At 73.1% G+C, this 18,247-nt stretch carries 19 protein-coding genes and 1 tRNA gene; 8 read left to right on the top strand and 12 right to left on the bottom strand.

Going from position 1 to position 18,247, the window contains the following annotated elements; all coding sequences use genetic code 11:
* Positions 1 to 14: 14 nt before the first annotated feature.
* The 3 genes from cysS to BU52_RS08570 all read left to right on the top strand — a co-directional run bounded on the left by cysS (position 15) and on the right by BU52_RS08570 (position 4,318).
* Entirely contained in the window at positions 15 to 1,415 is a 1,401-nt protein-coding gene (gene cysS, locus BU52_RS08580) for a cysteine--tRNA ligase (RefSeq protein WP_037930732.1), read from the top strand.
* Positions 1,416 to 1,572: 157 nt separating this feature from the next.
* Positions 1,573 to 2,514 carry a 23S rRNA (guanosine(2251)-2'-O)-methyltransferase RlmB gene (rlmB, locus tag BU52_RS08575; protein WP_037930730.1) on the top strand — a complete coding sequence of 314 codons (942 nt, stop codon included), beginning with the start codon at positions 1,573 to 1,575 and terminating at the stop codon, positions 2,512 to 2,514.
* A 118-nt stretch (positions 2,515 to 2,632) separates the two neighbouring features.
* Complete coding sequence (locus tag BU52_RS08570) at positions 2,633 to 4,318, top strand: DoxX family protein (protein ID WP_078903163.1); 1,686 nt, start codon at positions 2,633 to 2,635, stop codon at positions 4,316 to 4,318.
* A gap of 86 nt (positions 4,319 to 4,404) precedes the next feature.
* Here the strand turns inward: BU52_RS08570 and BU52_RS08565 are convergent, their stop codons facing one another.
* The 4 genes from BU52_RS08565 to BU52_RS08550 form a co-directional block, all read right to left on the bottom strand.
* Complete coding sequence (locus BU52_RS08565; protein ID WP_037930726.1) at positions 4,405 to 5,136, bottom strand: nucleotidyltransferase family protein; 732 nt, start codon at positions 5,134 to 5,136, stop codon at positions 4,405 to 4,407.
* A gap of 312 nt (positions 5,137 to 5,448) precedes the next feature.
* Positions 5,449 to 5,904: a hypothetical protein gene (locus BU52_RS08560; protein WP_037930723.1), complete on the bottom strand. Its 456-nt coding sequence runs from the start codon at positions 5,902 to 5,904 to the stop codon at positions 5,449 to 5,451.
* A 188-nt stretch (positions 5,905 to 6,092) separates the two neighbouring features.
* Entirely contained in the window at positions 6,093 to 7,181 is a 1,089-nt protein-coding gene (locus BU52_RS08555) for an ABC transporter ATP-binding protein (protein ID WP_037930720.1), read from the bottom strand.
* Positions 7,182 to 7,391: 210 nt separating this feature from the next.
* Entirely contained in the window at positions 7,392 to 8,363 is a 972-nt protein-coding gene (locus BU52_RS08550) for a helix-turn-helix transcriptional regulator (protein ID WP_037930719.1), read from the bottom strand.
* Positions 8,364 to 8,461: 98 nt separating this feature from the next.
* On the opposite strand from BU52_RS08550, the gene BU52_RS08545 reads away from it, so the two are divergent.
* Both BU52_RS08545 and BU52_RS08540 read left to right on the top strand, forming a co-directional pair.
* Entirely contained in the window at positions 8,462 to 8,872 is a 411-nt protein-coding gene (locus BU52_RS08545; RefSeq protein ID WP_037930716.1) for a DUF3224 domain-containing protein, read from the top strand.
* A gap of 85 nt (positions 8,873 to 8,957) precedes the next feature.
* A tRNA-Thr gene (locus tag BU52_RS08540) sits at positions 8,958 to 9,031 on the top strand.
* A gap of 41 nt (positions 9,032 to 9,072) precedes the next feature.
* On the opposite strand, the gene BU52_RS08535 is transcribed toward BU52_RS08540, so the two are convergent.
* The 3 genes from BU52_RS08535 to BU52_RS08525 all read right to left on the bottom strand — a co-directional run bounded on the left by BU52_RS08535 (position 9,073) and on the right by BU52_RS08525 (position 12,248).
* Complete coding sequence (locus BU52_RS08535; RefSeq protein WP_051858044.1) at positions 9,073 to 9,960, bottom strand: aminoglycoside phosphotransferase family protein; 888 nt, start codon at positions 9,958 to 9,960, stop codon at positions 9,073 to 9,075.
* A gap of 54 nt (positions 9,961 to 10,014) precedes the next feature.
* Positions 10,015 to 10,989 (bottom strand): zinc-binding dehydrogenase, encoded by a 975-nt coding sequence (locus BU52_RS08530; RefSeq protein WP_037930712.1) that lies wholly within the window; start codon positions 10,987 to 10,989, stop codon positions 10,015 to 10,017.
* Between the two features lie 98 nt (positions 10,990 to 11,087).
* A complete protein-coding gene (locus tag BU52_RS08525; protein ID WP_037930710.1) occupies positions 11,088 to 12,248 on the bottom strand; it encodes an NAD(P)-binding protein in 1,161 nt (386 codons plus the stop codon).
* 136 nt (positions 12,249 to 12,384) lie between these two features.
* Here BU52_RS08525 and BU52_RS08520 point away from each other — a divergent pair, with 136 nt between their 5' ends.
* Entirely contained in the window at positions 12,385 to 13,062 is a 678-nt protein-coding gene (locus BU52_RS08520) for a pentapeptide repeat-containing protein (RefSeq protein ID WP_037930708.1), read from the top strand.
* A 51-nt stretch (positions 13,063 to 13,113) separates the two neighbouring features.
* Here BU52_RS08520 and BU52_RS08515 read toward each other — a convergent pair whose 3' ends face one another.
* Positions 13,114 to 13,614, bottom strand: coding sequence for a hypothetical protein (locus tag BU52_RS08515; protein ID WP_037931068.1), 501 nt, complete (start codon positions 13,612 to 13,614; stop codon positions 13,114 to 13,116).
* 50 nt (positions 13,615 to 13,664) lie between these two features.
* Between BU52_RS08515 and BU52_RS08510 the strand changes: the two genes are divergently transcribed.
* Positions 13,665 to 15,083 carry a M1 family metallopeptidase gene (locus BU52_RS08510; protein ID WP_037930706.1) on the top strand — a complete coding sequence of 473 codons (1,419 nt, stop codon included), beginning with the start codon at positions 13,665 to 13,667 and terminating at the stop codon, positions 15,081 to 15,083.
* Between the two features lie 21 nt (positions 15,084 to 15,104).
* On the opposite strand, the gene BU52_RS08505 is transcribed toward BU52_RS08510, so the two are convergent.
* Together BU52_RS08505 and BU52_RS08500 are read right to left on the bottom strand one after the other, a co-directional pair.
* Complete coding sequence (locus tag BU52_RS08505; RefSeq protein WP_037930704.1) at positions 15,105 to 15,635, bottom strand: GNAT family N-acetyltransferase; 531 nt, start codon at positions 15,633 to 15,635, stop codon at positions 15,105 to 15,107.
* A 117-nt stretch (positions 15,636 to 15,752) separates the two neighbouring features.
* Positions 15,753 to 16,328: a TerD family protein gene (locus BU52_RS08500; RefSeq protein WP_010035999.1), complete on the bottom strand. Its 576-nt coding sequence runs from the start codon at positions 16,326 to 16,328 to the stop codon at positions 15,753 to 15,755.
* 169 nt (positions 16,329 to 16,497) lie between these two features.
* Here BU52_RS08500 and arfB point away from each other — a divergent pair, with 169 nt between their 5' ends.
* Positions 16,498 to 16,935 carry an alternative ribosome rescue aminoacyl-tRNA hydrolase ArfB gene (gene arfB, locus BU52_RS08495; protein WP_037930701.1) on the top strand — a complete coding sequence of 146 codons (438 nt, stop codon included), beginning with the start codon at positions 16,498 to 16,500 and terminating at the stop codon, positions 16,933 to 16,935.
* A gap of 126 nt (positions 16,936 to 17,061) precedes the next feature.
* On the opposite strand, the gene BU52_RS08490 is transcribed toward arfB, so the two are convergent.
* Positions 17,062 to 17,532, bottom strand: coding sequence for a GNAT family N-acetyltransferase (locus tag BU52_RS08490; RefSeq protein ID WP_037930699.1), 471 nt, complete (start codon positions 17,530 to 17,532; stop codon positions 17,062 to 17,064).
* A 74-nt stretch (positions 17,533 to 17,606) separates the two neighbouring features.
* Positions 17,607 to 18,191 carry a flavin reductase family protein gene (locus tag BU52_RS08485; protein ID WP_078903162.1) on the bottom strand — a complete coding sequence of 195 codons (585 nt, stop codon included), beginning with the start codon at positions 18,189 to 18,191 and terminating at the stop codon, positions 17,607 to 17,609.
* Between the last annotated feature and the right edge of the window lie 56 nt (positions 18,192 to 18,247).

The raw sequence follows: 18,247 nt of genomic DNA, 5'->3' as shown, positions 1-18,247 counted from the left end.
ACTACCCTGGTGTCGTGACTATTCGCCTGTACGACACCAGCGCCCGGCAGATCCGTGACTTCACCCCGCTCCAGCCGGGTTGCGTCTCGATCTACCTGTGTGGTGCCACCGTGCAGGCGGCACCCCACATCGGGCACATCCGCTCGGGCCTGAACTTCGACATCATGCGCCGCTGGTTCGAGTACCGCGGCCTGGAGGTGACGTTCATCCGGAACGTCACCGACATCGACGACAAGATCATCGCCAAGTCCGCCGAACAGGGCCGCCCCTGGTGGTCCATCGGCTACGAGAACGAGCGCGCCTTCACCGACGGCTACCGCGCCCTCGGCTGCCTGCCCCCGGCCTACGAGCCGCGCGCCACCGGCCACATCACCGAGATGGTCGAGATGATGCGCGGCCTCATCGAGCGCGGGCACGCCTACGAGGCCGACGGCAACGTGTACTTCGCCGTCACCTCGTTCCCGGAGTACCTGAGGCTGTCCAACCAGGAGCTCGACAACCTGCTCCAGCCGTCGGGCGAGGGCGAGACCGGCAAGCGGGACCCGCGCGACTTCGCGATGTGGAAGGCGGCCAAGCCCGGCGAGCCGAGCTGGGAGACGCCGTGGGGCCGCGGGCGCCCGGGCTGGCACCTGGAGTGCTCGGCCATGGCGCACAAGTACCTCGGCAGCGTCTTCGACATCCACGGCGGCGGTCTCGACCTGATCTTCCCGCACCACGAGAACGAGATCGCCCAGGCCAAGGCCTACGGCGACGAGTTCGCCCGGTACTGGGTGCACAACGCCTGGGTCACCATGAGCGGCGAGAAGATGTCGAAGTCGCTCGGCAACTCCGTACTGGTCGGCGAGATGGTCAAGCGCTGGCGGCCCATCGTGCTGCGCTACTACCTCGGCACCCCGCACTACCGGTCGATGATCGAGTACAGCGAGGAGGCCCTGCGCGAGGCCGAGTCCGCGTTCGCGCGGATCGAGGGCTTCGTGCAGCGCGTGACGGAGCTGGCCGGGGGCGTCGTCGAACCCGCGGGCGAGGTGCCGCCCGCGTTCGCCGAGGCGATGGACGACGACCTGGGCGTCCCGCAGGCGCTCGCCGTCGTGCACACCACCGTCCGGCAGGGCAACAGCGCGCTGGCCGCCGACGACAAGGAGGAGGCCGTCGCCCGGCTCGCGGAGGTCCGTGCCATGCTCGGCGTGCTCGGCCTCGACCCGCTGGACCCGCACTGGGCCGGCGGGAGCGACCGGGGTGAGGACCTCCACGGTGTGGTCGACACGCTGGTCCGCATGGTCCTCGACCAGCGCGAGGCCGCCCGGGCCCGCAAGGACTGGCCCACCGCGGACGCCATCCGCGACCAGCTGGGCCAGTCGGGCCTGGTGATCGAGGACAGCCCGCAGGGGCCGCGCTGGAGCCTCGGCCCGCGCTGAGGAGCCTGGGGCCGCGAGGCCCCGACCTGGGCGTTCGAAGATCGACTGTGCCGTCCGGGCCTCCGGGCGGCACACTTCACAGGCACACGTCTCAGACGTGCGCACCCGAGCAGCACCACAGCAGCACCACCCACGACTTCACGGAGACGGATACCTCATGGCCGCGAACAACCGCCGCATGTCCGGCAAGAAGGGCGCGCAGGTCGGCAGCGGCGGCCAGCGGCGCCGGGGCCTGGAAGGCAAGGGGCCGACGCCGCCCGCCGAGATGCGCAAGGGGCACGCCAAGCAGCGTGCCGCGCAGTCGAAGGCACGCCGCGCCCAGGGCCGCCCGCCGCAGCGGCGCGGCGGGGGCCGCTCGGCCTCCGAGCTCGTCGTCGGCCGCAACCCGGTCGTCGAGGCGCTGCGCGAGGGCGTGCCCGCCTCCACGCTGTACGTCCAGCAGTTCATCGACAACGACGAGCGGGTGCGCGAGGCGCTCCAGCTCGCGGCCGAGCGCGGCGGCATCAACCTCATGGAGGCGCCCCGCCCAGAACTCGACCGCATGACCAACGGCCTGAACCACCAGGGTCTGGTCCTCCAGGTGCCGCCCTACGAGTACGCGCACCCGGAGGACCTGGTCGCGGGCGCCCACGACGAGGGGCAGGACCCGCTGATCGTGGCCCTCGACGGGGTCACCGACCCGCGCAACCTCGGCGCGGTCGTCCGGTCCGTCACGGCCTTCGGCGGTCACGGTGTCGTCGTGCCCGAGCGGCGAGCCGCGGGGATGACCGCCGGAGCCTGGAAGACCTCCGCCGGTACGGCCGCCCGCACGCCCGTCGCCCGCGCCACCAATCTGACGCGCGCGCTGGAGGCGTACCAGAAGGCCGGGATCACGGTCGTCGGCCTGGCCGCCGACGGGGAGGCCGAGCTCGGCGAACTCCAGGCGCTGGACGGGCCGGTCGTCATCGTCGTCGGCAGCGAGGGCAAGGGGCTGTCCCGGCTGGTCGGCGAGACCTGTGACGTCCGGGTGCGGATCCCGATGCCGGGCGGCGCGGAGTCGCTCAATGCCGGCGTCGCGGCGGGCATCGTGCTGTACGAGGCGGCGCGCCGGCGGGCCTGAACGGGTGTTCGGGCTCATCACCCGCGCGGAGTGTTCCGGGTGGTCCGGACGAGCTTGACGCGGTCCGGACACATCGGGCGGGTCAAGGCAGTGTCCTAACGCCATGTCACTCGGTTAGATGAGTGTGGACACCAGAACACCCCGCACACCCACGGGGGACCGCTCGTCGGGACTCGACGACGCTCCCGCGCTGAGCATGGTGAAGGTGCCGAGCGATCCGGCGCAGGTCATCGTCAATCACGCCAGCTTCCGCGTGCAGCTGGGCGTCTCGGCGCGGCGCGCCCCCTCGCCGCGGATCGCACGGCACACCAGTGTCGCCGAGGACACCGCCCGCATCCCCGTCGTCACCAGCATGGGTACGGCAGGGCCGGCCGCCGCCCGCCGTCGTCCCGTCGTCTGGAGCGGCCGGTCCGAGCCCGACGACACCGGCGCCCACCGACTGCTCCAGGCCGTGCGGCGGCACGACGGCGTCCGCCACGCCGACGACCTGTTCACCGACTCCGGAGCCACCCGGCTGCTGCCCCAGGCGGACACCGGGTACGACTACGACGACGGCCCGGCCACCCAGCCCATCGAAACCCCGTTCGTCGGCGCCCAGCGCCGCCACGGCGACGGCCCCCTGCTGCCCCCGATGCGCTCGTCCGGCAGCGCCTACGACGAACCCGCCTACGACCAGGGTTACGGCGACCAGGGCTACGGCGACCAGGACTACGGCGACCCGGAGTACGACGGGTCCGGGCACGACGACACGTTCGAGAGCACGGGCCGGCGCGGCAGGCGGCACGGGGACGACCCGGCCCGGCACGCCTACTACCCCGGCCGCCGGATGAACCTCGGCGTCGTCCTGCTCCCGCTGCGGGTCTTCCTCGGCGGCATCTCCGTCTACGCCGGGATGAACAAGCTCTGCGACCCCCTCTACTTCGAGGGCGGCAAGCGCGGCTCCATGGTCAAGTGGCTGCACACCCTGCACCCCTGGGAAGCCGCCGAGCCGCTGCGCCAGTTCGCCCTCGAACACCCCATCGGCGCCGGGCTGGTCATCGCCTTCGCCCAGATCGTTGTCGGAGTGCTGACCGTCCTCGGCTGCTGGCAGCGGCTGGCCGCCGTGGTCGGGGCGACACTGTCGGCGGCGCTGCTGGTCACCGTGAGCTGGAAGAGCGTCCCCGCCTACGAGACGCCCGACATCATCTACCTGGCCGCCTGGTCGCCGCTGATCATCGCGGGCGCCCCCGTCTACTCCGTCGACGGCCGTCTCGCGGCTGGTGCCTGGCGCCGGCTCGGCCCCCGCGCGGACATCTGGGACCTGCGGAGCCACGTGCTGCGCCGTGGCGTCCTCATCACCTTCGTGGTGTGCGGGCTGACCATGCTCGTCGGCTCGCTGCTCGGCGGTGCGGTCCGGGACGCGGACCGGGTGGTCGTCCCCGGGCCCGGCGAGGCCCCGCGCAACGAACTCCCGGGATCGCCGCTGCCGGAGGAGCCGGGCGAGCGGCAGGAGGAGCAGCGGACCCCGTCGGCCTCCACCCCGCCCACCCGGGGCGCCACCTCGGGCCCGGCGAGCCCGTCCGCCGGGACCACCACCCCCGGGGCGACCCAGGGCGCGGGTTCCGTCACCGGTGCGCCCAGCCAGACCCGGGGCAGCGCCGGCCAGGCCCCGCCGCAGCAGTCCGTCCCGGCGGAGCGGGCGCCGAGCACCACGTCCGGCCCGACCTCGGGCGGCGGTGCCGCCGGCGGCAGCGGCGGCGCCCCGAGCGGGGGCAGCGGCGGCTCCTCGGGCGAACCGGGGCTCGTGGGCGGCCTGTTGGGTTAGCAGAGGCCGCTTCCGTACGCAGATGGGGTCCCGCACGGTGCGACCGTGCGGGACCCCTCTGCGTCGTGCGCGGGGGTGATGTGGTGTCAGCGGCCCTGTGTAGCCAACTCCTTCGCCGCCTCCGTCAGGTCCTTCGCGGTGTCGATCGCTCGCCAGTAGGAGCCCTGGGGGATCGGGAACCCGGCCAGGCGCCGCTCACGCGCCAGACGCGGGAACGTGGTGCGCTCGTGGTCGCCGCGCTCCGGGAGCAGGCCGGCGAACTCGGGGGAGAAGACGTACACGCCCGCGTTGATCTCGAAGGTCGACGGCGGGGCCTCGATGAAGTCGGTGATGTGGCCGAAGCCGTCGGTGCGCACCGCGCCCCACGGGATGCGCGGGCGGGCCAGGGCGAGGGTCGCGACGGCGTCGCGCTCGGTGTGGAAGTCGGCCATGTCGCGCAGCGAGAAGCGGGTCCAGATGTCGCCGTTGGTGGCGTACCAGGGCCGGTCCGGGTGCGGGAGGTGGGCGGCGGCGTACTTGAGGCCGCCGCCGCGGCCGAGGGGTTCCGTCTCGACGACGGTGGTGACGGAGACGGGGAGGTCGGTGGTCTCCAGCCACTTCTGCAGCACTTCGGCGAGATGGCCGCAGGAGACGACGACGTCGGTGACGCCCTCCTCGGCGAGCCAGGTGAGCTGGTGGCCGATGATCGGGGTTCCCGTGCCGGGGATCTCGACCATCGGCTTGGGCCGGTCGTCGGTGTACGGGCGGAGCCGGGAGCCCTGGCCGCCGGCCAGAACGACGGCTTGGGTGGGGCGGGAGGCGGCACGCGGGTCGGTCATGCCCGCACTTTACGCGGCGCCGGGCGGGTGGCTGCGGGCAGCCGGGCGTGCCGGTGCGTTGTCGGCGCGCCCGGTGTCGGTGGCGGCTGGGGGGGCGCGCAGCCCGGCGTGGGCGGGGTGCCTCCCCCGGAGGGGGACTCCCAGCGCCCACCCTCCCCCACTTTCGGCTTCGCTCGAGCGGGAGGTACCCCCATCGCCCTGGGGGTGCCTCCCAGGCCTTCGGGGCACTGGGGGGAGGCACGATGGCCCGCAGCTGCGGCGGTGCGGGTGCCCGCAGTGACGGCGGCGTGGGTGTCTGCGGCCGCCGCAGGGTCAGCGGTTGGCTGTGACGACGCCCGCGGCGTAGGCGGTGTCGCAGACCGGACGGGCGTAGGACTGGGCCTTCGTGGGGCCGTGGACGCGGACCGCGGCCCGGCCCAGCGAGCGGGCGATGGAGGCGCAGTGCTTCGCCAGGGACGGGCGGTCGTTCACGGCCTGCTGGAGGTGGGTGAGCGCCACACCCGGGTTCTCCTCCTGGAGTTCCACCAGCAGCTTGTCGCGCAGCACGTCCTGCGGCGCGCGGGCGCCGGTCCGCGAGGAGGCGCCGGAGGCGGAGGTGTCGGCGGCGGTGAGCACCGGGCTCGTGGGGGCTCCGGACCAGTTGACCCCCGCGACCGCGAGAGTCCCGGAGAGCACCAGGACGACAGGCAGGACGAGGGCGAGGGAGCGGCCGATCCGGCGGGCGGGGCCCCGGCCGCGTCGCGTCTGAGGGTTAGTGGAGTGCTTCACGCGTGTGAGGGTAGCGCCCGGTAGTGGTGGGAAAACATTCCGTCACCGTTACGGGGGACGGGGAACTCCGAATTCCGGGCGACGTGTTGACGCAAGCGCCCGAAATGCCGGGTGTGCCGGGGTATTTGTCGACAACGTGAAGGGCCCCGCAGAGCTCTGCGGGGCCCTTCACATCCGTGCGGCCGACCTCAGTCGGACAGGCGCGCACCGGTCGACGTCGAGAACACGTGGGTCTCGCCCGGACGCGGCACGACGTGCAGCACGCTGCCCTTCTCCGGGACGTCCCGGCCGCCGACGCGGACCACGATGTCCTTGGACTCGCCGCCGACCTGCGCGGTGCCGTACACGAACGCGTCGGAGCCCAGCTCCTCCACGACGTTGACGGTCACGGCGACACCCTGGTCGGAGTCGGCGCCGGCCACGTCGAAGTGCTCGGGGCGGACGCCCACGGTGACGGTCTTGTCGCTGGTCGCGGCGAGCGCGTCACGCTGCACCGGCACCACCGAGTTGCCGAACTTCACGCCGCCGTCGGCGATCGGGACCTCGATCAGGTTCATGGCCGGGGAGCCGATGAAGCCGGCGACGAAGAGGTTGGCGGGCCTGTCGTACATGTTGCGCGGGGTGTCGACCTGCTGGAGCAGGCCGTCCTTGAGCACCGCGACGCGGTCGCCCATGGTCAGGGCCTCGACCTGGTCGTGCGTGACGTAGACGGTGGTGATGCCCAGCCGGCGCTGCAGCGAGGCGATCTGCGTACGGGTGGACACACGGAGCTTGGCGTCCAGGTTGGACAGCGGCTCGTCCATGAGGAACACCTGCGGCTCACGCACGATGGCGCGACCCATGGCGACACGCTGGCGCTGACCACCGGAGAGCGCCTTCGGCTTGCGGTCCAGGTACTCCGTCAGGTCGAGGATCTTCGCGGCCTCTTCGACCTTCTGCCGGATCTCCGCCTTGTTGACGCCGGCGATCTTGAGCGCGAAGCCCATGTTGTCGGCGACCGTCATGTGCGGGTACAGCGCGTAGTTCTGGAACACCATGGCGATGTCCCGGTCCTTGGGCGGCAGGTGGGTGACGTCGCGGTCGCCGATGCGGATGGCACCGCCGTTGACGTCCTCGAGCCCCGCGAGCATGCGGAGCGAGGTGGACTTGCCGCAGCCGGACGGGCCGACGAGGACGAGGAATTCGCCGTCCGCGATCTCGATGTCCAGGGCGTCGACGGCGGGCTTGGTGGAACCGGGGTAGATCCGGGTCGCCTTGTCGAACGTGACAGTGGCCATGGTGAATGGTCCCCTTCTACCGGCAGGAACGTGCCGGACGATCCGAGTAGGAAGGTGATGCCACGACGGGTGTTCCGTTGTGGTGTGGTCCACATGGGTGAACTGGCTCAGGACGGTACCTGGCGTTCACCTGGTCTGTCAGCAGTTCCCGTGCTGTGAATTTCACGGGAACTTTCGATCACGGAGGTGACCGTTCGGTTTCGTACGCGATCACTGCTCGTCCGCGTACCGGTCCGCGAGCGCCGTCACCGCCGCCGCGACCGCCCGCCGCAGTCCCGCGGGGCCGAGCACCTCCGCCTCGACGCCGAGCCGCAGCAGATCGCCCGTGGCCACCGCCTCCGACTCCACGGAGAGCTCCACCTCCACCCAGCCGTCCCCGTCCGGCGGCCCCGCGCCCGCGACGGCACGCGCCCCGGCCGCCCCGAACTGCATCGGCAGCAGCTTCCGCCCACGCGGCGAGAGCCGCAGCCGGGCCGTGCCCTGCCGCATCGCCGCCTCCAGCCGCCGGGAGGACTCGGCCCAGTACGCGGCCAGGTCGAACCCGGCGGGCCGGCCGAACTCCTCGCCCGTCTCCGCGACGGCCTGGAACCGCGACACCCGGTAGGTGCGCACCGCGTCGTCCGTCAGCGCGACCAGGTACCAGATGCCGCCCTTCAGGACGAGTCCCAGCGGGCGCACCTCCCGGTGCACGTCGCCGCGCCAGCGCCGGTAGTGGGTCCGCAGCACCCGCCGCTCCCACACCGCCCGCGCGATCGGCTCCAGGTACGGCACGGGGTCGGCGTCCCGGAACCAGGCGGGCGCGTCCAGGTGGAACCTCTCGCGCACCCGCCGTGCCTGTCCGGCCAGTTCGCCCGGCAGGGCGGCCTCGATCTTCAGCTGGGCGCTCGCCAGTACGGCGCCCAGGCCCAGGTCCCTGGCCGGTCCCGGCAGCCCCGCGAGGACCAGCGATCCGGCCTCCGCGTCCGTCAGTCCGGTCAGCCGTGTCCGGTAGCCCTCCATGAGGCGGTAGCCGCCCTCCGGCCCGCGATCGGCCCGTACGGGCACCCCGGCGGCACCGAGCGCCTCGACGTCCCGGTAGACGGTGCGGACCGACACCTCCAGCTCCGCCGCCAGCTCGGGAGCGGTCATCCGGCCGCGGTTCTGGAGCAGCAGAAGGAGGGAGAGGAGTCGGTCGGCGCGCATGGAGTCATTGTCGCCCGTACCTGACAGGAGGTGTCAGGTACGGGCGGCAGGGTCGGGGAGCACACCGGGAACGTCCGTCACCTCGGAAGGGGACACCCATGCCGACCACCAAGGTCACCGGCCACTTCACCTTCGCCGACTGGAAGGAGAGCCCCGTCACCCCGGAGGGCACCTTCCCCCGGCTCGCGCACGCCACGGTCACCAACGCCTTCTCGGGCGGGATCGATGCCGGGGTCACGACCTGCGACTACGCCATCGCCTACCTGACCGGGACGACCGGTGTCTTCGCGGGCACGGAGCTGGTCATGGGCCGCGTCGACGGCCGCGCGGGCACCTTCGTCCTTGAGGAGCGGGGCCGCTTCGAGAACGACGGCACCGTCCACTGCACCTTCGAGGTCGTGGCGGGCTCCGGCACCGAGGAGCTGAAGGGGCTGCGCGGCACCGGCGGATTCACCTACCGGCACGGGGAGACGGAGGTGCCGTACGCCTTCGCGTACGACGTGGAGTGAACGGGCGGGCTCCGGCCCACAAGTGCGTGGCCCGGCGAAACCGGCACTGTGTACAGTGGACCAGCCTTCGCGCGCGCCGCGCGGTGCCTCCTTAGCTCAGCTGGCCAGAGCAACGCACTTGTAATGCGTAGGTCGTCGGTTCGAATCCGACAGGGGGCTCCCCTTGGTCCCGGGCCGGAACGTCTCCGGTCCGGGATTTCTCATGCCGTGCGGGCACGCAGGCGGCGGGCGATCTCCAGGTCGTCCCCGTCCACGGGGCGGCCGTCCTCGATCTCCCACAGCGCGTTCTGCAGCAGCCGCCCGTACGTCCACGCGCGCGCCCGCGCGCGGTCCAGGCCGAGGACGTCGGTCATGGCGTCGAAGCGCCAGACGACGTCGTCCGGGTCGAAGTTGTTGGCGAGGGCCGGCCAGAGGTCGAAGCCGGGGTCGCCGGCCAGGGGCTTGGGGTCGATGGCGAGCCACGGGGCGCGGTCGGCGGCGAGGACGTTCTCGTCGTGCAGGTCCCAGTGGAGGAGGCGGTCGCCCGGTTCACCGGCGACCTCGCGTACGGCGGCGGCGCAGTCGGCGACGAGGCGGCGGGCCGCAGGGTCCGGGATGCGCTCCAGCGCCCGCGGTGTCCGCTCCAGCAGGGCGGCGGTGATGTCGCCCAGGCGGCGCATGCCGGCGGGCGCCGTGGTGGTGTGGAGGTGGGCGAGGAGACGTGCGATCACCAGGACGCCCTCGTGGACGTCCGGCTGGTGGGCGAGCATCCGGGAGGAGTCGAGGCGTTCCAGGAGCATGGTGCCGGTGGGTTCGTCGTGGTCGAGCAGGCGGACCGCTCCGTCGCCGTTCCACAGGCGCAGGGCGACCGGCTCGCCCTCGCTCTCGTGGTCGCGGATCTGGAGCTTGAGCACCGCCGGTGTGCCGTCCGCGCGGTCGACGGGGAGGACCAGGGCGGCGACGCCGTGCATGGGTGCCCCCGCCAGGCGCAGGTCCCAGCGGTCCAGGAAGGCGGCGGTGAGGTCCGGCAGGGCGGCGATGAAGGCCCGGCCGGCCTCCTTGTTGAACTTCTCCTGAGTGGCCGCGAGTTCCGCGGGGACATCGATCATCTCTCGCAGGGTAGTGGCGTGCGGCGGCCGGGGCCCGTGGTTCGGCGGGCGCCGTCAGGGCTCCAGGACGACCTTGCCGGTGGTGCCCCTGTTCTCCAGGGCCCGGTGGGCGGCGGCGGCCTCGGCGAGCGGGAAGCGCTGCACGGCCGGGGTGAGCCGGCCCTCGGCGGCCTCGGCGAGTGCGCGCAGTTCGAGGGTGCGGACGGGGTTGGGGCCGCCGGCCCTGCGCATCATCTCGGGGCCGAGGACGTTGACCGAGACGCCCTCGACGACGTACGGGCTGTCGCTGTCGAGGCCCTCGGCCGACCAGCCGAACACGACGTGCCGGCCGCCGGGCGCGAGGAGGCCGACCACCGCGCGGGCGACGTCGCCGCCCACACCGTCGTACACGACGGTGACCTTGCCCCGGTGGCCGTCGAGCCGTTCGGTCCACCGGGGGTCCGTGTAGTCGACGGCGAGGTCGGTGCCGCCCGCTTCCACGCGGGCCGTTTTGGCGGGGCCGCCGGCCAGGCCGACGACGGTGGCGCCGGCGTTCCTGGCGTACTGCACGAGGAGTGTGCCGATGCCGCCGGCCGCGGCCGGGACGACGACCACGTCGCCGGGGCCCGGCTCGGCGAACTGCACGATCCCCATGGCCGTGCGGCCGGTGCCGATCATGGCGACGGCCTGGGCGAAGTCCAGCCGTGCGGGTATCTCGTGCAGGCGGTCGGCGTCGGTGACGGCCAGCTCGGCGTAGCCTCCGGGAACGAAGCCGAGGTGGGCGACCACGCGGCGGCCGAGCAGGTCCTCGGGGGCGCCGTCACCGAGTGCGTCGACCACTCCGGCGACCTCACGCCCGGGGATGGTCGGCAGGGTGGCCGGTGCGGGCCCCGGGCCGCGCACGCCCCTGCGCAGGGCCGCGTCGAGGAGGTGGACTCCGGCGGCCTCGACGGCGATACGCACCTGGCCCGGGCCCGGCCTCGGGTCCTCGACCTCCTCGTAGGTGAGGTTCTCGGCCGGGCCGAAGGCGTGCAGACGGATGGCGTGCATGTGGGACCCCCCAGGGTCGGGCGCCGGTGTGGGGCCTCGGCGCGCGGCATCGGTGTGCGGCGTCGGGATGAGCGCCGCCACGGCCCCACGGTGCGACCTCAAGCGCGCTTGAGGTCAAGCGCGTCCCGGCCGAGCGCGAGCGAGACGGCGGTCAGGGCGCTGTTGAAGGACACCTCCGAGAGCACGCCGGGCGCGGCGACCTGGTCACCGGCGAGGTGGACGCCGTCGCCCCGGTCGACGGCGGGCCGGTCGCGCCAGCTGGTGCCGGGCAGGTCGACGGCGCCGGTACGGCCGTTCGCGACCGCCTGCCGCCGCCAGGTGAGCCGCTCCCGCCAGCCCTCGAAGGCCAGGTCCAGCAGCTCCTCCGCGCGGGCGGTGCCGTCCGTCTTGGACTCGCCCGGCGCGATGGGGATCTGGCCCTGGATCAGCTGCTCCCCGGCCGGGGCGAGGGTGCGGTCCTGGGCGGTGAACCGCTCCAGCCAGCCCGGCGCGTCCAGGTCGGACACGGCGAACGCGTCGCCGCGCCGGGTGCGCAGGGCGAGGTCGACCAGGACGGTGCGGCCGCTCGGCCAGGTCAGGGAGGGGTCGCCGAGGAGACGGCGGGCGGAGTCCAGGGAGGTGGCGACGATCACCGGGGTGTCGGTGGGCACCGTGTCTACGCGGGACAGCGTCTCCATCCGCACGCCCAGGTTCCACGCGCGGGCGGCCATCCGGTCGATGAGTCCGCCCCAGCCGCCGCGCGGGTAGTGCGCCTCCGGCGGGATCCTGGTGGCACGGCGCAGGCGTTCCTGGACGAAGGCGGCGGACAGGGAGCCCGGGTCGTGGTGGAACAGCGCGACCGCCGCGTAGTGGGCGGCGGCCCGCGCGCCCTCCTCGCCGGCGATCCCGGTGGCCCAGGTGAGGAAGTCGGTGTCGACCGGGGCGCGCGTGGCACCGGGGCGCAGCAGTCTCAGCATCGCGAGGGGCGGGGTGCGGCGCAGGGCGCCCCGGTGGCGGAACCGCAGCCGGGCCGCCTCCAGCGGCGGCAGCGGGGCGAGCGGTCCGACGAGGTCGCGCCGGCGCAGCCAGGTCCAGTGCGGGCCGCCGTTGTAGAGGGCGTGCGGTCCGTCGTTGGTCCGGTACGGGCCCTCGGCGGTGCGGGCGCGGCCGCCCAGGGTGTGGTGGGCCTCGTGGACGGTGACCTCGGCGCCCGCCTCCGCGGCGGTGATGGCCGCGGTGAGTCCGGCGAAGCCGCCGCCGATGACGGTGATGCGGTGCATGGCTGGGGGTCTCCCTCGGTGGTCGAACGTCGCCTTCAGGCTTTGTGGAGAAGACGGAACAGGGCGCCTGAAGGTGACATGCGCGGGGTTTTCCCAGGTCGGGCCGATTGTCAGTGGTGGGGTGCAGCATGGGGCCATGGCGAGCCGAGCGACAGGTGGTCCAGGGGTGAAGCGGGCGCGACGGCCGGAGCTGCGGCTGCCCGCGCTGGAGCGGTACGAGGGGAGCGGGCTGGAGCCCGACGGGGACTACGACGGGCTGGAGTTCCGGGAGACGGACTTCTCGGGGCAGGACGGCGGCGGGGCGCGCTTCATGGACTGCGCGCTGACCGGGTGCGCGCTGGACGGGACGCGGTTGTCCCGGGCGCGGGTGCTGGACTCCTCCCTGGCCGGCGTCCGGGGCGTGGGCACCGACCTGGCGGAGGCGACCCTGCGCGATGTCGAGCTGACCGACGCGCGGCTCGGGGGGACGCAGCTGCACGGGGCGGCGCTGGAGCGGGTGCTGATCCGCGGCGGCAAGATCGACTTCCTGAACCTGCGCGGGGCCCGGCTCAAGGACGTGGTCTTCGAGGGCTGCGTGCTGGTGGAGCCGGACTTCGGTGGGGCACGCCTGGAGCGCGTGGAGTTCGTCGACTGCGCGCTGAAGGGCGCGGACCTTTCGGGGGCCACGCTGAACCACGTCGACCTGCGGAACGCGTCCGTGCTGGAGATCGCCAGGGGGGTGGACCGGCTGTCGGGGGCAGTGATCAGCACACCCCAGCTCCTGGACCTGGCACCGGTACTGGCGGCGGAACTGGGGATCGAGGTCGAGGGGTGAGCGGGGACGCCGAGGCGGCCCGGAGGTGAGCTCCCCCGGCGGCCGGGGTGGTCAGGGGAGACGCGGGAAGCGGGCCAGGAGGGTCCAGATGGCCGGGTTGTCGGCGAGGTCGTCGTGGAGGTCGGTCAGGTCGGCGACGAGGTCGTGGAGGAAGTCGCGGGCCTCACGGCGCAGTTCGGTGTGGGAGAAGGTCAGCGGGGGTTCGGAGGCGGGCAGCCACTCCGCCTCGACGTCCACCCAGCCGAAGCGGCGCTCGAACAGCAGCCGGTCGGTGGACTCGGTGAAGTCCAGTTCCGCGTGCTGGGGCCGCGAGGCGCGGGAGCCGGCTGGGTCCCGGTCGACGCGTTCCACGATGTCGCACAGCGCCCACGCGAAGTCGAGCACCGGCACCCATCCCCAGGCTGTGGACACCTCGCGGTCCGACGCGGTGTCGGCGAGGTAGACGTCGCCGCAGAACAGGTCGTGGCGCAGGGCGTGGACGTCCGCGCGGCGGTAGTCGGTCTGCGGGGGGTCGGGGAAGCGGTGGGAGAGGGCGTAGCCGATGTCGAGCACGTGGGTGATGGTGTCACGGCACGGCGCACCCGCCCTCATAGGATCCGGAAGTGCGCTCCTACCTCCTCCGCTCCCGCACGGTCGCCGCCGCCCTCCTCACGGTTGTGCTGGCCGCGTGCGGAAGTGGTTCCGGGACCGGCTCCGGCGGCTTCGGCGGGCCCGGCGCGGGTGACCCGTACTTCCCGAAGGCCGGCAACGGCGGCTACGACGTCACCCACTACGGCCTCGACCTCGCCCACGACCCGCGCGCCCACCACCTCACCGGCACCGCGACGATCACCGCCCGCGCCACGCGTGACCTGTCCGCGCTGAACCTGGATCTCAAGGGTCTCGACGTCGAGTCCGTCACCGTGGACGGCGTGACCGCGCGGTGGAGCCGGGACGGCCAGGAGCTGACCGTCCGGCCGCGCGGCGCACTCGACCGGGACGCCCGCTTCCGTGTCGTCGTGCGCTACTCCGGCGCCCCGGAGACCGTCACCGACCCGGACGGCTCCGAGGAGGGCTGGCTGCGCACCGCCGACGGGGCGCTGGCCCTGGGGCAGCCGACGGGCTCCATGGCGTGGTTCCCGGGCAACCACCACCCCTCCGACAAGGCGACGTACGGCATCGCGGTGACGGTGCCCGAGGGGCTGCGGGCGGTGTCCAACGGGGAGCCGGCCGGCGAGGAGACGAAGGGGGGCCGCACCACCTACCGGTGGCGGGTCGGCGAGCCGATGGCGAGCTACCTCGCCACCCTGGCCATCGGCAGGTACGAGGTCGACCGCACGCGGACCGCGGACGGACTGCCGGTGTTCACGGCCGTCGACCCCTCGCAGGCGGCGGTGAGCCGCGCGGTCCTGGCGCGGATCCCCGAGGTCGTGGCGTGGGCGGAGCGGACCTTCGGGCCGTACCCCTTCTCGTCCGCGGGCGCGGTCGTCGAACGTCCCGGGGACGCCGGGTACGCCCTGGAGACGCAGAACCGGCCCGTGTTCCCCGGCGCCCCCGACACCGGGCTGCTGGTGCACGAGATCGCCCACCAGTGGTACGGCAACTCCGTGACCCCGCGCACCTGGCGGGACATGTGGCTCAACGAGGGCTTCGCGACGTACGCGCAGTGGCTGTGGCAGGAGGACCACGGCGGCGACACCGCGCAGCGGACCTTCGACTCGCTGTACGCCGGCGGGTACTTCCCGGACGCGGCGACCAACGCGGCGCTCTGGTCCTTTCCGCCGGCCGACCCGCCGGACGCGGCGCACATCTCCGCGACCCCCGTGTACTGGCGCGGAGCGATGGTCCTGCACAAGATCCGGCAGACGGTGGGCGACGACGCCTTCGCCGCCCTCCTGCGAGGCTGGGCACAGGAGCACCGGCACGGCACGGCGGACACCGCCGGGTTCACGGCCTACGTGGAGAAGACGGCGCCGGGCAAGGACTTCCGCGCGATCTGGGCGGAGTGGCTCCACGGGGAGGGGCGGCCGGGCAGCCCCTGAGGCACCCCCAGGAGTGCCCTCCTAGGACGTGCCGTCGTCGGTGAGCCGCTTGCGCAGGACCGTGCACGGGCGGCCGTGGCGGTGGTCCGCGCGGTGGTCGACGGCCGTGTAGCCGAGGGCGGTCCAGAAGGCGAGGGCCTTCGGGTTGCCGTCCAGCACGGCGAGGCTCACGGCGCTGTGGCCCGCGGCGCGCAGGCGGTCCTCGACGAGCCCGGCGAGGCGCCGGCCGTATCCCCGGCCGTGCAGGCGGGCGTCCACCATCAGCAGGCCGATCCACGGGTCGGGGTCGGCGGGGTCCGGGTGGCGGGCGAGGGTGACGGCGATGCCGACCGGACGCCCCTCGCTGCGGCCGAGCAGCACCTCCGCGTGCGGGGTGGCCAGCTCGTGGGCCAGTTCGTCGGCGACCTGCTCGGGCCGGATGTGGTCCGGGTCCGGGAAGTCGCCGCTGAGGGCGTGGAACTCCCGGTTGGACGCGTAGAGAGCGGTGATCCCGGTCAGCAGCGGGCCGGGGAGGTCACGGTCCGGGGACAGACGCAGGGATTCGAGGATCACGGGGGCAACGTAACGCGGAGAACGCGCCGCCCGCCTCCGGAAGGCCCCGGTGCGCGCCGGAGCCCCCGGCCGGGCGGGAGGCCGGGCCGGGGGCCTTCGTCACGGAGACGGTGTCCGTCAGACGTTCACGCCGAAGTCCTGGGCGATGCCCACCAGGCCCGAGGCGTAGCCCTGGCCGACCGCGCGGAACTTCCACTCCGCGCCGTTGCGGTACAGCTCGCCGAAGACCATGGCCGTCTCGGTGGCCGCGTCCTCCGACAGGTCGTAGCGGGCGATCTCGGCGCCGCCGGCCTGGTTGACGATGCGGATGTAGGCGTTGCGCACCTGGCCGAAGTTCTGCGAGCGGTTCTCGGCGTCGTAGATCGAGACCGGGAAGACGATCTTGTCGATGTCGGCCGGGAGCGCGGCCAGGTTGACGTTGATCGCCTCGTCGTCGCCGGCGCCCTCACCCGTGCGGTTGTCACCGGTGTGGACGATGGAGTTGTCCGGGGTCTGCTTGTTGTTGAAGAACACGAAGTGGGCGTCCGAGTAGACCTTGCCCTGCGTGTTGACCGCGATCGCCGAGGCGTCGAGGTCGAAGTCCGTGCCGGTGGTGGTGCGGACGTCCCAGCCGAGGCCCACGGTGACGGCGGTCAGGCCCGGAGCCTCCTTGGTGAGCGAGACGTTGCCACCCTTGGACAGGCTTACAGCCATTGTTGGGAGTCCCTTCCCTCGTTTACGTACGGCTAGAAGCTACAGCTACCACCTTGAACGCGGAGAGGGGTGCGCGAGGTTCCAGCTCGCTTTACTTTCTTTACCCGGGTTGCGCGGCATCCTCCGGAACCGGTTATTCGGATGACGTGACCCCGTCGGACGCGGGAACCTGTACGGCATGTCCGGTCCCTATCCCATCCGCGGTTCCGTCGCCCTGCCCGAGGCGGAGCTCATGTGGCGTTTCTCGCGGTCGTCCGGGCCCGGTGGGCAGCATGTGAACACCAGCGACTCCCAGGTCGAACTGCGCTTCGACCTCGCCCGCACCGAGGCGCTGCCCGAGGTGTGGAAGCAGCGGGCGCTCGAACGGCTGGCCGGACGGCTGACCGACGGGGTGATCACTGTTCGCGCCTCGGAGTACCGCTCGCAGTGGCGCAACCGTGAGACCGCCGCGGTGCGGCTGGCGGCGCTGCTCGCGGAGGCGACCGCGCCCCCGCCGAAGCCGCGGCGGCCGACGCGCATCCCGCGGGGCATCAACGAGCGGCGGCTGCGGGAGAAGAAGCAGCGCTCCGAGACGAAGCGGGGGCGCTCCGCGCGGGACTGGGGCTGACCTCGGTTCCCCTCCCCGGGCGCACCCCGCCCCGGGCCCCGGCCCCGGGGTTCCGTCTGGGCCCGCGGGTCCGGTGTGGGTGGTCGCGCACTTTCCCGCGCCCCTTCGGGGGCGGTGCTTCCGTGGCTAGTCCAGGGGCAGGACGCCCACCGTCTCGCCCTCGGCGAGTTCGCCGTTCTTGCGGAAGCCCAGGCCCAGGTAGAAGTCCTCGGGGCCGTTGTCGCCGGGATGCCAGGTGACGTAGAGCTCCTTGGTGCCGCGGCGGCGCAGTTCCGCGGCCACCGACCGCACCGCGAAGCTTCCGTAGCCCTTGCCCTGCTCCTCCGCCGCGATGTTCAGCCGCCACAGTCCGGAGCGGATGGCGCTGCCGTCGTCGTGCCAGTCGATGTCGAGGAAGGCCATCAGGAAACCGACCGCGCGGTCACCGTCCATGATCAGCCGGGGCCAGGCGGTGCCGGGGCGGACGTAGGCCTCGGCGAGGGAGTCCGCCACCGGCTCGACGGCGAATTCCTGGTCGGGGCGTACCCGTATGCCGAGGGCGGCCTTCAGGTTCCCGGCGGTGATCTCTTCGAGGCGCGGAGCCGTGGTCGTCGTCACGCGGGCACCCTAGGCGGGGAAATCCCGTGACGTAAAAGGGATTTCGCGGCCGGAGAGGAAATGCCGTCCGGCGTTCAGCCCAACTGCCGGTAACGTCCACGGAAATACGTCAGCGGACCGCCCTCCGAGCTCGGTACCCGGGCGGTCATGACGCGGCCGATCACCAGGGTGTGGTCCCCGGCGGGCACCCGCTGCTCGGTGCGGCACTCCAGGGTCGCCAGCGCGCCGCCCACCAGCGGGGCCCCGCTGTACTCGCCGCGCAGGTACGGGATGTCCGCGAACAGCAGGCGGTCGCTGACCCTGCCCTTCATCGCGAAGCGGCCCGCGATGTGGCGCTGGCTCCCGGAGAGCACGGACACCGCCCACGCCGGCTGCTCCTCGAGCAGATCGTCCATGCGGGAACCGTTGCGCAGGCTGACCAGCACCAGCGGCGGGTCCAGGCTGACCGACAGGAAGGCGGTCGCGGTCATGCCCACGTCCTCGCCGGCCGGCGCTCCCGGGTCGTCCGGGTCCAGCGGCGGCTCCTGCGCGGTCACCAGGACCACGCCGGCGGCCAGACGGGACATGGCTGCGCGGAACTCGTCGTTGCTCACCCCCTCAGCATGCCGGGCGGGGGGCGGAACGGTGATCGTGGCCGGGGCGGCAGGAGTGTTCAGCACACTCGAACGCTAATCTCCGCCGCACGGGCGCCGCATCGGGCCCTGGCCCGAGCCGG

Origin of the sequence: Streptomyces toyocaensis (assembly GCF_000725125.1) — a bacterium.
Lineage (GTDB): Bacteria > Actinomycetota > Actinomycetes > Streptomycetales > Streptomycetaceae > Streptomyces > Streptomyces toyocaensis.
This window is presented reverse-complemented; position numbering and strand designations above follow the sequence as displayed.